Source organism: Streptomyces sp. NPDC048361, from assembly GCF_040651795.1.
Classification (GTDB): Bacteria; Actinomycetota; Actinomycetes; order Streptomycetales; family Streptomycetaceae; genus Streptomyces.
Genome location: NZ_JBEZKW010000070.1, coordinates 1 through 13,750, shown reverse-complemented (window position 1 = coordinate 13,750; position 13,750 = coordinate 1). Strand labels below are relative to the sequence as shown.

14 protein-coding genes are annotated in these 13,750 nt (G+C 71.2%); all 14 read left to right on the top strand.

The features are described 5' to 3' along the window. The first annotated feature begins 8 nt into the window (after window positions 1-8). The 14 genes from AB0D31_RS29555 to nusB all read left to right on the top strand — a co-directional run bounded on the left by AB0D31_RS29555 (window position 9) and on the right by nusB (window position 13,591). Window positions 9-449, top strand: coding sequence for a DUF948 domain-containing protein (locus AB0D31_RS29555; RefSeq protein ID WP_362728765.1), 441 nt, complete (start codon window positions 9-11; stop codon window positions 447-449). 7 nt (window positions 450-456) lie between these two features. Further along, window positions 457-813, top strand: a complete 357-nt coding sequence (locus tag AB0D31_RS29550; RefSeq protein ID WP_362728763.1) for a DUF6167 family protein — start codon at window positions 457-459, stop codon at window positions 811-813. Continuing rightward, a complete protein-coding gene (alaS, locus tag AB0D31_RS29545; protein ID WP_362728761.1) occupies window positions 813-3,482 on the top strand; it encodes an alanine--tRNA ligase in 2,670 nt (889 codons plus the stop codon). Before AB0D31_RS29550 ends, alaS begins: the two co-directional genes overlap by 1 nt. Beyond that, on the top strand, window positions 3,482-3,946 hold the full coding sequence (gene ruvX / locus AB0D31_RS29540) for a Holliday junction resolvase RuvX (protein ID WP_362728759.1): 465 nt from the start codon (window positions 3,482-3,484) through the stop codon (window positions 3,944-3,946). Before alaS ends, ruvX begins: the two co-directional genes overlap by 1 nt. Window positions 3,947-4,047: 101 nt before the next feature. Beyond that, window positions 4,048-5,835 carry an endolytic transglycosylase MltG gene (mltG, locus tag AB0D31_RS29535; RefSeq protein WP_362728757.1) on the top strand — a complete coding sequence of 596 codons (1,788 nt, stop codon included), beginning with the start codon at window positions 4,048-4,050 and terminating at the stop codon, window positions 5,833-5,835. After that, window positions 5,816-6,676 carry a shikimate dehydrogenase gene (locus AB0D31_RS29530; protein WP_362728755.1) on the top strand — a complete coding sequence of 287 codons (861 nt, stop codon included), beginning with the start codon at window positions 5,816-5,818 and terminating at the stop codon, window positions 6,674-6,676. Before mltG ends, AB0D31_RS29530 begins: the two co-directional genes overlap by 20 nt. A 177-nt stretch (window positions 6,677-6,853) precedes the next feature. Next, on the top strand, window positions 6,854-8,038 hold the full coding sequence (gene aroC, locus AB0D31_RS29525; RefSeq protein WP_362728753.1) for a chorismate synthase: 1,185 nt from the start codon (window positions 6,854-6,856) through the stop codon (window positions 8,036-8,038). A 35-nt stretch (window positions 8,039-8,073) separates the two neighbouring features. Next, window positions 8,074-8,556: a shikimate kinase gene (locus AB0D31_RS29520; RefSeq protein ID WP_362728793.1), complete on the top strand. Its 483-nt coding sequence runs from the start codon at window positions 8,074-8,076 to the stop codon at window positions 8,554-8,556. Continuing rightward, window positions 8,553-9,647 carry a 3-dehydroquinate synthase gene (gene aroB, locus AB0D31_RS29515; RefSeq protein ID WP_362728751.1) on the top strand — a complete coding sequence of 365 codons (1,095 nt, stop codon included), beginning with the start codon at window positions 8,553-8,555 and terminating at the stop codon, window positions 9,645-9,647. Before AB0D31_RS29520 ends, aroB begins: the two co-directional genes overlap by 4 nt. Continuing rightward, window positions 9,644-10,093 (top strand): type II 3-dehydroquinate dehydratase, encoded by a 450-nt coding sequence (gene aroQ / locus AB0D31_RS29510; RefSeq protein WP_362728749.1) that lies wholly within the window; start codon window positions 9,644-9,646, stop codon window positions 10,091-10,093. The genes aroB and aroQ overlap by 4 nt, the downstream gene beginning before the upstream one ends. A 131-nt stretch (window positions 10,094-10,224) precedes the next feature. After that, complete coding sequence (locus AB0D31_RS29505; RefSeq protein WP_362728748.1) at window positions 10,225-11,166, top strand: Pro-rich N-terminal domain-containing protein; 942 nt, start codon at window positions 10,225-10,227, stop codon at window positions 11,164-11,166. Window positions 11,167-11,417: 251 nt separating this feature from the next. Further along, window positions 11,418-12,524 carry a M24 family metallopeptidase gene (locus tag AB0D31_RS29500; RefSeq protein WP_362728746.1) on the top strand — a complete coding sequence of 369 codons (1,107 nt, stop codon included), beginning with the start codon at window positions 11,418-11,420 and terminating at the stop codon, window positions 12,522-12,524. A 69-nt stretch (window positions 12,525-12,593) separates the two neighbouring features. Further along, a complete protein-coding gene (efp, locus tag AB0D31_RS29495; RefSeq protein ID WP_328313957.1) occupies window positions 12,594-13,160 on the top strand; it encodes an elongation factor P in 567 nt (188 codons plus the stop codon). Between the two features lie 2 nt (window positions 13,161-13,162). Beyond that, window positions 13,163-13,591 carry a transcription antitermination factor NusB gene (nusB, locus tag AB0D31_RS29490; protein ID WP_362728744.1) on the top strand — a complete coding sequence of 143 codons (429 nt, stop codon included), beginning with the start codon at window positions 13,163-13,165 and terminating at the stop codon, window positions 13,589-13,591. Window positions 13,592-13,750 lie beyond the last annotated feature (159 nt).

The window sequence follows — 13,750 nt, the reverse complement described above, 5'->3', positions numbered from 1 at the left end:
CGGTGCAAGTGTCCGGTGGTGAGGTGGCCGGGATCCTGGTGGCCGTCTTCTGGGCGATCCTGGTGTCCTTCCTGGCGGTCGTTCTCGTGAGGCTGGCCCAGACGCTGAAGGCGACGACCAGACTGGTCGCGGACGTGACCGACCAGGCGATCCCCCTGCTCGCGGACGCCTCCACCGCGGTGCGCTCCGCCCAGACCCAGCTGGCCCGGGTCGACGCCATCGCCTCGGACGTCCAGGAGGTCACCTCCAACGCGTCCGCGCTCTCCACCACCGTCGCCTCCACCTTCGGCGGCCCGCTGGTGAAGGTCGCCGCCTTCGGCTACGGAGTGCGCCGCGCGCTCGGACGCAAGGGCGCCGCACCCGCCGACGAGCCGGCTCGCGCGAGCCGGCGCACCGTGATCGTCGGGCGGACCGTGCCGTCCGCGCGGCGCTCCAAGCGAAAGGGCTGACGCTGCGATGTTCCGCCGTACGTTCTGGTTCACCGCGGGCGCTGCCGCCGGAGTCTGGGCCACCACCAAGGTCAACCGCAAGCTGAATCAACTGACCCCCGAGAGCCTCGCCGTGCGCGCCGCCGACAAGGCGGTCGAAACCGGCCACCGGCTCAAGGACTTCGCCCTCGACATCAAGTCCGGCATGGCGCAGCGCGAGGCCGAACTCAACGACGTCCTGGGCATCGGCGAGGGCGAGGTGCGCGAACTGCCCGCGCAGCGCCGCCTCGTCGCCATCGAGACCGCCCAAGAGCGGTACCGCAAGCAGCAGTACAGCAAAGAGCAGAACCCCAAGCATTCGTACAACCGGAATGAGGACCACTGATGGAGTCGGCCGAGATTCGCCGCCGCTGGCTGAGCTTCTTCGAGGAGCGCGGCCACACCGTCGTCCCTTCGGCGTCGCTCATCGCGGACGACCCGACTCTGCTGCTCGTCAACGCGGGCATGGTCCCCTTCAAGCCCTACTTCCTGGGTGAGACCAAGCCGCCCGCCCCGCGCGCCACCAGCGTGCAGAAGTGCGTGCGCACGCCGGACATCGAAGAGGTCGGCAAGACCACCCGGCACGGCACGTTCTTCCAGATGTGCGGCAACTTCTCCTTCGGCGACTACTTCAAGGAAGGCGCCATCAAGTACGCCTGGGAGCTGCTCACCAGCTCCGTGGCGGACGGCGGCTACGGCCTGGAGCCGGAGAAGCTCTGGATCACCGTCTACCTCGACGACGACGAGGCCGAGCGGATCTGGCACGAGGTCGTCGGGGTGCCGAAGGAGCGCATCCAGCGCCTGGGCAAGAAGGACAACTTCTGGTCCATGGGCGTGCCCGGACCGTGCGGGCCCTGCTCCGAGATCAACTACGACCGCGGCCCCGAGTTCGGCGCCGAGGGCGGCCCGATCGTCAACGACGAGCGCTACGTGGAGATCTGGAACCTGGTCTTCATGCAGTACGAGCGCGGCGCAGGCGAGGGCAAGGAGGACTTCCCGATCCTCGGCGACCTGCCCTCCCAGAACATCGACACCGGCCTGGGTCTCGAACGCCTCGCGATGATCCTGCAGGGCGTGCAGAACATGTACGAGACCGACACCCTGCGCGTCGTCATGGACAAGGCCACCGAACTGACCGGTGTGCGCTACGGCGACCAGCACACCTCCGACGTGTCGATGCGCGTGGTCGCCGACCACATCCGTACGTCCGTGATGCTCATCGGCGACGGTGTCACCCCCGGCAACGAGGGCCGCGGCTATGTGCTGCGCCGCATCATGCGCCGCGCCATCCGCAACATGCGTCTCATGGGCGCCACCGGCCCGGTCGTCCAGGACCTGATCGACGTCGTGATCAAGACGATGGGCCAGCAGTACCCGGAGCTCGTCACCGACCGCAAGCGCATCGAGACGGTCGCCCTCGCCGAAGAGGCCGCCTTCCTCAAGGCGCTGCGCGGCGGCACCAACATCCTCGACACCGCGATCACCGAGACCAAGGCCACCGGTGGCACGGTCCTCGCCGGCGACAAGGCGTTCCTGCTCCACGACACGTGGGGCTTCCCCATCGACCTCACCCTGGAGATGGCCGCCGAGCAGGGCCTCTCCGTGGACGAGGACGGCTTCCGCCGTCTGATGAAGCAGCAGCGCGACCAGGCCAAGGCCGACGCCCGCGCCAAGAAGACCGGTCACGCCGACCTGTCCGCCTACCGCGAGGTGGCCGACGTCTCCGGCGCCACCGACTTCACCGGCTACACCTCCACCGAGAACGAGTCGACCATCGTCGGCCTGCTCGTCGACGGCGTGCCCTCGCCGGCCGCGACCGAGGGCGACGAGGTCGAGGTCGTCCTCGACCGCAGCCCGTTCTACGCAGAGGGCGGCGGCCAGCTCGCCGACCAGGGCCGCATCAAGCTCGACAGCGGCGCCGTCATCGAGATCCGCGACGTGCAGAAGCCGGTCCCCGGCGTCCATGTGCACAAGGGTGTCGTCCAGGTCGGCGAGGTGACGGTCGGCGCGTCCGCGTACGCCGCCATCGACACCAAGCGCCGCCGCGCCATCGCCCGCGCCCACTCCGCGACCCACCTCACCCACCAGGCGCTGCGCGACGCGCTCGGCCCGACGGCCGCCCAGGCCGGCTCCGAGAACTCGCCGGGTCGCTTCCGCTTCGACTTCGGTTCGCCCGCCGCCGTTCCCGGCACGGTCCTCACCGACGTCGAGCAGAAGATCAACGAGGTGCTCGCCCGCGAGCTCGACGTGCAGGCCGAGGTCATGTCGATCGACGAGGCCAAGAAGCAGGGCGCCATCGCCGAGTTCGGCGAGAAGTACGGCGAGCGGGTCCGCGTCGTCACCATCGGCGACTTCTCCAAGGAGCTGTGCGGCGGCACCCACGTGCACAACACCGCCCAGCTGGGTCTGGTGAAGCTGCTCGGCGAGTCGTCGATCGGCTCGGGCGTGCGCCGCATCGAGGCTCTGGTCGGCGTCGACGCGTACAACTTCCTGGCGCGCGAGCACACGGTCGTCGCTCAGCTCCAGGAGCTGGTCAAGGGCCGTTCCGAGGAGCTGCCGGAGAAGATCTCCACCATGCTCGGCAAGTTGAAGGACGCCGAGAAGGAGATCGAGAAGTTCCGCGCCGAGAAGGTGCTCCAGGCCGCGGCCGGTCTCGTGGACTCCGCCAAGGACATCCGCGGCACCGCGCTCGTCACCGGCCAGGTGCCGGACGGCACCTCCGCGGACGACCTGCGCAAGCTGGTCCTCGATGTGCGCGGCCGTATCCCCAGTGACCGTCCGGCCGTCGTCGCGCTGTTCACCACGAACAACGGCCGCCCGGTCACCGTCATCGCCACCAACGAAGCGGCCCGCGAGCGCGGTCTCAAGGCCGGCGAGCTGGTCCGCACCGCGGCCAAGACGCTCGGCGGCGGCGGTGGCGGCAAGCCGGACGTCGCCCAGGGCGGCGGCCAGAACCCGGATGCGATCGGCGACGCGATCGACGCCGTCGAGCGCCAGGTGGCGGAGACCGCCTGATGCGCCGAGGACGTCGCCTTGCGATCGATGTCGGTGACGCCCGGATCGGGGTCGCCTCGTGCGACCCCGACGGGGTGCTCGCCACGCCGGTGGAGACCGTGCCGGGACGTGACGTCCCGGCCGCCCACCGGCGGCTGCGGCAGCTGGTCGAGGAGTACGAACCGATCGAGGTGATCGTCGGACTGCCCCGCTCGCTCAACGGTGGCGAGGGCCCGGCCGCGGCCAAAGTCCGGCGCTTCGCCCAGGAGTTGGCGCGCGGCATCGCCCCGATCGGGATCCGGCTCGTCGACGAACGCATGACCACGGTCACGGCGACCCAGGGTCTGCGAGCCTCGGGAGTGAAGTCGAAAAAGGGCAGATCGGTCATCGACCAGGCAGCCGCAGTGATCATCCTTCAGAACGCGCTTGAGGCCGAACGGGTGTCAGACACGGCTCCGGGCGAAGGCGTCGAAGTGGTTATCTGATCGCGATACGGTAACGTTCCGGCCGATGCGGAGGCATTCGAACAGTCGCCGCACAGCAAAAGAGGCGGACCGTCCGGATGCCTCGCGGCTCTAGGGGACCGATGACTGAGTATGGCCGGGGCCAAGGCTCCGAACCGTGGCACCCAGAGGACCCCCTCTACGGGGACCAGGGGTGGGGAGCGCAGCAGGCTGCCTCCGGTCAGGCTCCCTACGCCGGCCAGGACGAGCAGTACCAGCAGCAGGCTCAGCAGCCGTACTACCCGCAGCACACGCAGGACCCGTACGGGCAGCAGCAGTACGCGGACCCGCAGGCACCGCAGCAGTACGCCGAATCGCAGCCTCAGTACGCCGAGTCGCAGCCTCAGCAGCAGTACCAGCAGGGCTACGCCGAGCAGCTTCAGCAGGGCTACCCGCAGCAGCAGTATCCGGACCAGTACGCGGCTCAGCCCCAGCACCACCAGCAGCCCCAGCAGTTCAGCGGCGGCTGGGACGCCACCGGTGAGCAGGCCGCCATGCCGTACGCGGGTCAGCAGCCGGACCCGTACCACAACGGCTACGCCGGCGAGGGCCACGATCCCTATGGCACGCCCGATGCGTATCTACCTCCGCAGCCGCCGGGCCAGCGCCGGGCTCCCGTCGTGCCCGAGGTGCCCGAGCAGGGCCATGAATGGGACGCCGAACCGCAGGAGGAGAGCCACCCGTTCTTCACCGGCGTTGACAAGAGCGAACGCGAGGACGACGACCCGGCGGAGTCCCGCGGGGCCGACGGCGGCGGCGGTGGCCGCGACCGGCGGAGCAAGTCCAAGAAGAAGGGCAAGAGCGGCCGCGCCTGTCTGGTCCTCGCGGTGATCTTCGCGATCGGCGCGGGCGGCATCGGTTACGTGGGCTACGACTTCTACGAGAAGAAGTTCGGCGCGGCCCCCGACTACGTGGGCGAGGGCAACGGGGAGACGGTTCTCGTCGAGATCCCGGCCGGCGCGGGCGGCTCCGAGATCGGCCAGCTCCTCAAGCAGGCCGGTGTCGTCAAGAGCATCGACGCGTTCGTCCAGGCCCAGAACGACGACCCCAAGGGCAAGACGATCCAGGCCGGCGCCTACTCGATGAAGAAGGGCATGTCGGCGGCGAACGCGGTCAAGCTCATGCTCAGCCCGGCCAGCCGTAACTCCCTCATCATTCCCGAAGGCAAACGCAACTCCTGGGTCTATGGGGAGATCGACAAGCGGCTCGGACTCTCCGCCGGCACGACCAAGGAAGTCGCGCTCAAGAACGCCGACAGCATGGGTCTGCCGGACTGGGCCAAGGGCCACAAGAACGTCAAGGACCCGCTGGAAGGATTCCTCTACCCGGCGAGCTACCCCGTCGCCAAGGGCATGAAGCCCGAGGACGTGCTCAAGAAGATGGTCAACCGGGCCGCCTCCGAGTACGGCAAGCAGGACCTGGCCGCCGAGGCCAAGAAGCTCAAGCTGGACGGGCCCTGGCAGCTCGTCACCGTCGCCAGCCTCGTGCAGGCCGAGGGCAAGAACTCCGACGACTTCCGCAAGATGGCCGAAGTGGTCTACAACCGCCTCAAGCCGGACAACTACCAGACCAACCAGAAGCTCCAGTTCGACTCGGCGTACAACTACCTCACCAACCAGAGCAACATCAAGATCGGCCTGTCCGAGATCAACAGCAACCCGGACCCGTACAACACGTACAAGTGGCGGGGGCTGACGCCCGGGCCCATCGGCAACCCCGGCAGCGAGGCGATGGCGGCGGCGCTGGATCCGACCAAGGACGGCTGGCTGTACTTCGTCGCCACCGACGGCGTCCACAAGACCGAATTCGCCAAGACGCTGGCCGAGTTCAACAAGCTGAAGGAAGAGTTCAATGCCCAGTCCGGCCAGTGAGGGCGCGCCGGCCCGTGCGGGCGCGCGGCGTGCCGCCGTCCTCGGGTCGCCCATCGCGCACTCGCTCTCCCCGGTGCTGCACCGGGCCGCGTATGCCGAACTCGGCCTGGACCACTGGTCGTACGACCGCTTCGAGGTGGACGAGGCCGGGCTCTCCGGCTTCGTCGCGGGGCTCGACGCGTCGTGGGCGGGGCTCTCGCTCACGATGCCGCTGAAGCGCGCGATCATCCCGCTCCTGGACGCGGTGAGCTCCACCGCTGCCTCGGTCGAGGCGGTCAACACCGTCGTCTTCACGGACGACGGCCGCCGCCTCGGCGACAACACCGACATCCCGGGCATGATCGCGGCGCTGGGGGAGCGCGGGGTGGCCCGCGTCGAATCCGCCGCCGTGCTCGGCGCCGGCGCCACCGCGTCCTCGGCGCTCGCCGCGCTCGCCCGGGTCTGCACCGGCCCGGTCACGGCGTACGTCCGCAGCGAGGCGCGCGCCGCGGAGATGCGCGGCTGGGGCGAACGGCTGGAAGTCGACGTCCGCACCGCCGACTGGTCGCGTGCGGCCGACGCCTTCGAGGCGCCGCTCGTCATCGCCACCACCCCGGCCGGCACCACCGACGCCCTGGCCCCGGCCGTCCCCGAGCGGGTGGGCACCCTCTTCGACGTGCTGTACGACCCCTGGCCCACCGCGCTCGCGGCCGCCTGGTCGGGGCGCGGGGGAGCCGTCGTCGGCGGCCTCGACCTCCTCGTACACCAGGCCGTGCTCCAGGTCGAGCAGATGACGGGCTGCGCCGCTGCCCCGCTGGAGGCCATGCGCAAGGCCGGCGAAGCGGCCCTGGCCCACCGCTGAGCCTCCCCGTCCCGACCGGCCCGAACGCGCCGCGCCCGCATCCGCCGCAGTCCGCCTGCTGGACCGGGGCCCGGGCCACCTTCCGGGACGTGGGAGGATCAGGGGGAGGCGGGCCAGGGCCGCGCACCCCGGTAACTCCGCCGTAGTACCAGGACGCGCGAGCATCGAGGAGCACCGTTGAGCAGGTTGCGCTGGCTGACCGCTGGGGAATCCCACGGACCCGCACTTGTCGCGACGCTGGAGGGTCTTCCCGCCGGCGTGCCGATCACCACGGAGATGGTCGCCGACCACCTGGCCCGGCGGCGGCTCGGTTATGGACGCGGCGCCCGGATGAAGTTCGAACGTGACGAGGTGACCTTCCTCGGCGGCGTACGGCACGGCCTGTCCATGGGCTCGCCGATCGCGGTCATGGTGGGCAACACCGAGTGGCCCAAGTGGGAACAGGTCATGTCCGCGGACCCGGTCGACCCGGAGATCCTGGCGGAGCTTGCCCGCAACGCCCCGCTGACCCGCCCCAGGCCCGGCCACGCCGACCTCGCCGGCATGCAGAAGTACGGCTTCGAGGAGGCCCGCCCGATCCTGGAGCGCGCCAGCGCCCGCGAGACCGCGGCCCGTGTCGCGCTCGGCGCGGTGGCCCGCTCCTACCTCAAGGAGACGGCCGGCATCGAGATCGTCTCCCACGTGGTGGAGCTGGCCGCGGCCAAGGCCCCCTACGGGGTGCTGCCGACCCCGGCCGACGTCGAGAAGCTGGACGCCGACCCGGTGCGCTGCCTCGACGCGGACGCGTCGAAGGCGATGGTGGCCGAGATCGACCAGGCCCACAAGGACGGCGACACCCTCGGCGGCGTCGTCGAGGTCCTCGCCTACGGCGTACCCGTCGGCCTCGGCTCGCACGTCCACTGGGACCGCCGTCTCGACGCGCGGCTCGCCGCCGCCCTCATGGGCATCCAGGCGATCAAGGGCGTCGAGGTCGGCGACGGCTTCGGCCTGGCCCGGGTGCCCGGCTCGAAGGCGCACGACGAGATCGTCAACACCGCCGAGGGCGTCAAGCGCACCTCAGGCCGCTCCGGCGGCACCGAGGGCGGCCTGACCACCGGCGAACTGCTGCGGGTCCGCGCCGCGATGAAGCCCATTGCGACCGTGCCGCGCGCGCTCGCCACCATCGACGTCGCCACCGGCGAGGCCGCCAAGGCCCACCACCAGCGCTCCGACGTGTGCGCCGTGCCGGCCGCCGGCATCGTCGCCGAGGCCATGGTCGCGCTCGTCCTCGCGGACGCCGTCGCCGAGAAGTTCGGCGGCGACAGCGTGCCCGAGACGCGGCGCAACGTCCAGTCGTACCTCGACAACCTGCAGATCCGGTGAGCACCACCGGACCCCTGGTCGTTCTCGTCGGTCCGATGGGATCGGGCAAGTCCACCGTGGGCGCGCTGCTCGCCGAACGGCTCGGCGTGCCCTACCGGGACACCGACGCCGACATCGTGGCCGCCGAGGGCCGCGCGATCGCGGACATCTTCATCGAGGACGGCGAGCCGCACTTCCGCGCCCTGGAACGGGACGCGGTGCGCGCCGCGCTCGCCGGGCACACCGGCGTGCTCTCGCTCGGCGGCGGCGCGATCCTCGACGAGAACAGCCGCGCGCTGCTCGCGCCGCACCCCGTCGTCTACCTCTCGATGGACGTCGAAGAGGCGGTCAAGCGCGTCGGTCTGAACACCGCCCGGCCGTTGCTCGCCGTCAACCCGCGCCGGCAGTGGCGCGAGCTGATGGACGCGCGGCGCCATCTGTACACCGAAGTCGCCCGTGCGGTCGTCGCGACCGACGAGCGCACCCCCGAAGAGGTCGCACAGGCGGTCCTCGACGCACTGGAGTTGAAGGACGCATGACGGAGCAGGCACCCACCCGGATCCAGGTCGGCGGCACCGCCGGGACTGACCCGTACGAAGTGCTCGTCGGCCGCAACCTGCTGGGCGAACTGGCCGGCCTCATCGGCGAACGGGCCCAGCGGGTCGCGATCATCCACCCCGAGGCCCTGGCCGGCACCGGTGACACGATCCGCGAGGACCTCACCGGGCAGGGCTACGACGTCATCGCCATCCAGGTGCCCAACGCGGAGGAGGCCAAGACCGCCGAGGTCGCCGCCTACTGCTGGAAGGCGCTCGGCCAGTCCGGCTTCACCCGCACCGACCTCGTCATCGGTGTCGGCGGCGGCGCCACCACCGACCTCGCGGGCTTCGTCGCGGCCACCTGGCTGCGCGGGGTGCGCTGGATCTCCGTGCCGACCACCGTGCTGGGCATGGTCGACGCGGCCGTCGGCGGCAAGACCGGGATCAACACCGCCGAGGGCAAGAACCTGGTGGGCTCCTTCCACCCGCCCGTCGGCGTCCTGTGCGACCTGGCCGCGCTCGACTCGCTGCCCGTCAACGACTACGTGTCGGGCATGGCCGAGGTCATCAAGACCGGCTTCATCGCCGACCCGGCCATCCTCGACCTCATCGAGTCCGACCCGGCCGGCGCCCGCACCCCCGAGGGCCCGCACACCGCCGAACTCATCGAGCGCTCCATCCGGGTCAAGGCCGAGGTGGTCTCCAACGACCTGAAGGAATCGGGTCTGCGCGAGATCCTCAACTACGGCCACACCCTGGCGCACGCCATCGAGAAGAACGAGCGCTACAAGTGGCGGCACGGCGCGGCCGTCTCCGTCGGCATGGTCTTCGCCGCCGAACTCGGCCGGCTGGCCGGGCGGTTGGACGATGCGACGGCCGACCGGCACAGCGCGATCCTGGAGTCCGTCGGTCTTCCGCTGACCTACCGCGGCGACCAGTGGCCCAAGCTCCTGGAGAACATGAAGCTGGACAAGAAGTCCCGCGGCAACCTGCTCCGCTTCATCGTCCTGGACGGCCTCGCCAAGCCGACCGTCCTGGAGGGCCCCGACCCGTCCGTGCTGCTCGCCGCGTACGGCGAGGTCTCCGCATGACCCGGCCGGTGTTCGTCCTCAACGGCCCCAACCTGGGCCGGCTGGGCTCCCGCGAGCCCGACGTGTACGGCGCCACCACATACGCCGGTCTCGTCGAGGTCTGCGAGTCGCTCGGCAAGGAGCTCGGCTTCGAGGTCTCCGTCCGCGAGACCAACGACGAGGGCGAGCTCATCCGCTGGCTCCACGAGGCCGCGGACGGTCGCATTCCGGTCGTCATCAACCCGGGCGCCTTCACCCACTATTCGTACGGAATGCGCGACGCGGCCGCCCAGCGCACCGCACCCCTCATCGAGGTGCACATCTCGAACCCGTACGCCCGTGAGGAATTCCGCCACACCTCGGTGATCGCCCCCGTCGCCACCGGCACCGTCGCGGGCTTCGGCATCGGCTCCTACCGTCTGGCGCTGCGCGCGCTCGCCGAGGAACTGGCCGACCAACTCGGCTGACGGGCACGTCTGTCCGCCCCCGGCCGTTCACACTGTGACGGCCGGGGGAGGTACGGTTCTGCACCGGGCCGCCGCACACCGACAGGCGCCCGACCAGCGCCAGTTGCCTGTACGAGACGGAGTGGCACCGGATGCAGCACGCAGGGGGGGCTCCACCGCCGCCGCCCCACGCCCCGGGGCAGCCCCCGCACGACTGGGCCCAGGGGATCGAGCCGGAGGGCACGGCCCGGCTGAGGCCCAACGCGCCACCGGCGGGCCCGCCCGCGCCGGGCACCCCGCCGTATCAGCCGGGACCCCCGCCCGGGGCCGGTCCGGCCCAGCTCCCGGCCCACCCGCCGACGCCGCAGGGCCAGGGCGCGCACCACCCCGCCACCCAGCAGCCGCCCGGCCAGGGCTGGCACGGGCCCGCGCCGCAGCACGCCTCGGCTCGGCCGCCCTCCCGCGACACCACCGGGCACGTCGCGCTGCCGCCCGGCGGGCCCGTCCCGATGCCGCAGGCGCCCGAGGGCACCGGCGCCACCACGCTCGCCGTGCTGCTCATAGGCCCCGCCGGAGCGGGCAAGACGACCGTGGCCCGCTACTGGGCGCAGCACCGCCGGGTACCGACCGCCCACATCAGCCTCGACGACGTACGCGAATGGGTGTGCTCGGGGTTCGCCGACCCCCAGTCGGGGTGGAACGACCACTCCGAGGCCCAGTACCGCCTGGCCCGCCGCACCTGCGGCTTCGCCGCGCGCAACTTCCTGGCCAACGGGATCTCCTGCATCCTCGACGACGCGGTCTTCCCCGACCGGCCGGTCGTGGGCCTGGGCGGCTGGAAGCGCCATGTGGGCCCCGGGCTGCTGCCCGTCGTGCTCCTGCCCGGCCTCGACGTGGTCCTGGAGCGCAACGCGGAGCGCAGCGGGAACCGGCGGCTGTCGGACGAGGAGGTCGCGGGCATCCACGGCCGTATGGCCGGCTGGTACGGCTCGGGTCTGCCGATCATCGACAACTCCCAGTACGACGTCCCCACCACGGCCCGCCTTCTGGACGACGTCCTGGCCCGAACCCTCGCGAGCCCCCCGAACTGGTAGCCCCGCCCGATCCGACCCGGGGACGGGCCACATCCCGGGACGCCTGCCAACGACCGGCCCCGGTGGCGCGGGTCCCGCCAGGGGCGCGGGGAACTGCGCGACCGGCCCCGGACGGTCCGCGGTCGACGAACCAGGGGCGGCACCCCGAGCCCGTCCGGCATTTGAGGACAAGAGCGGACCGACTACCGGGGCGGCCCCCGGTCGGACGCGTAGAAACGGCCGAAATCCGCCGCCGCTCATACGCTCGAACCATGTCAGAGGTGTTCGCGGTGCGCCGCGCCTGGCTGCGGGACCGCTGCGCGGCCGCAGGCAGCGCGGCCGCCCTGGTCTCGCGCCCGGCCAATGTCCGCTACCTCGCCGGCGGCGCCCCGCCCGGCGCGGTGCTGCTGCTCGGGCCGGCCGAGGACGTCCTGCTGTGCCCGCGCACGCCGTCCGGCGACCTCATCGAGGGCCACCTCGACGAGCAGCTCCGGCTCACCGTGCTGCCCGCGCCCGGCGCCGACCCGGCCGTGGCCGCCGCCGACCTCGCCCAGGCGAGCGGCGCCGACTCGCTCGCCGTGGAGGAACACCACCTCTCCGTGGCCCGCCACCGCGCGCTCGGCTCGGTGGCGCCCCGGCTGCTCCTCGGCGATCTCGGGGGCGCCGTCGAACAGCGCCGCCTGGTCAAGGACGAGGAGGAGATCGCCTGTCTGCGGATCGCCGCGGAGATCGCCGACCAGGCCCTGGGCGAGCTCCTGGAGTCGATCCTGGTCGGCCGCACCGAGCGCCACCTCGCCCTCGAACTGGAGCGGCGTCTCGTCGACCACGGCGCCGACGGGCCCGCCTTCATGACCTCGGTCGGCACCGGCCCCAACTCCGGCCGGGCAGGCCACCGTCCGGCCGACCGCAGGGTCGAGGAGGGCGACTTCCTCTCGGTCTGCCTGGGCGCCACCTACCGCGGATACCGGTGCGAGATCGGCCGTACCTTCGTGATCGGCACGACCCCCGCAGACTGGCAGATCGAGCTGTACGACGCCGTTTTCGCAGCCCAGCGGGCCGGCCGGGAAGCCCTCGTACCGGGCACCGAGTACCGCGCGGTGGACCGGGCGACCCGTCAGGTACTGGACGCCGCGGGCCATGCCGAGGCCTTCGGGCCGCTCACCGGACACGGGGTCGGGATCGAAATCGACGAGGAGCCGCAGCTCGCACCTGGAGCCATGGGTAAACTGGACACTTGCGTGCCGGTCACCGTCGAACCGGGGGTCCACCTCCCGGGCCGGGGCGGAGTCCGGATCGATGACACGCTCGTCGTACGCCCAGAGGCGGACGGCGGCCCCGAGCTACTCACCATCACGACCAAGGAGCTGCTAGCGCTCTAGCACGCGTACGCGCCCCCGGTGCGTACCCTCGGTCGTCCACCAGCTTTCAGTCCAGGAGATTCCGCAACCGTGGCTTCCACGAACGACCTCAAGAACGGCCTGGTGCTCAAGCTCGACGGAGGCCAGCTCTGGTCCGTCGTCGAGTTCCAGCACGTCAAGCCCGGCAAGGGCCCGGCCTTCGTGCGCACCAAGCTCAAGAACGTGCTCTCCGGCAAGGTGGTCGACAAGACCTTCAACGCCGGTGTGAAGGTCGAGACGGCCACCATTGACCGCCGCGACATGCAGTTCTCGTACATGGACGGCGAGTACTTCGTCTTCATGGACATGAGCACCTACGACCAGCTGATGGTCGACCGCAAGGCCGTCGGCGACGCCGCCAACTTCCTGATCGAGGGCTTCACCGCCTCGGTCGCGCAGCACGAGGGCGAGGTGCTCTACGTCGAGCTGCCGGCCGCCGTCGAGCTCACCATCGAGCACACCGACCCGGGCGTCCAGGGCGACCGCTCCACCGGCGGCTCCAAGCCCGCGCGGCTGGAGACCGGTTACGAGATCGGTGTCCCGCTCTTCATCACCACCGGTGAGAAGATCAAGGTCGACACCCGCACCGGCGACTACCTCGGCCGGGTGAACAGCTAACCGTGGCTGCCCGGAACAAGGCCCGCAAGCGCGCCTTCCAGATCCTCTTCGAGGCCGACCAGCGCGGCGAGTCCGTGCGGACGGTCCTCGCGGACTGGGTGCGGCACTCGCGGTCCGACGACCGTCAGCCGCCGGTCGCCGAGTACACGATGCAGCTCGTCGAGGGGTACGCGGACTACGTGGACCGCATCGACGACCTCATCTCCACGTACGCGGTGGACTGGACGCTCGACCGCATGCCGGTCGTCGACCGGAACATCCTGCGACTCGGCACGTACGAGCTGGTCTGGGAGGACGAGACGCCCGACGCGGTCGTCATCGACGAGGCCGTCCAGCTGGCGAAGGAGTTCTCCACGGACGACTCGCCGGCCTTCGTGAACGGGATGCTCGCCCGTTTCAAGGACCTCAAGCCGAGCCTGCGCCGCGACTAGCCTCCGGCGGGACATCGGCCCACGAAGGGTCCGCAGCACGAACCGTGCTGCGGTGCCGAACGCCGACCCCCCCCCCGGGGGGGGGGCGCCCGGGGGAAACCCCCCGCGCCCCCCGCGGGGGCTCCACCGCGCCCCGCCCCGGGCCCCCCCACGCGGGCC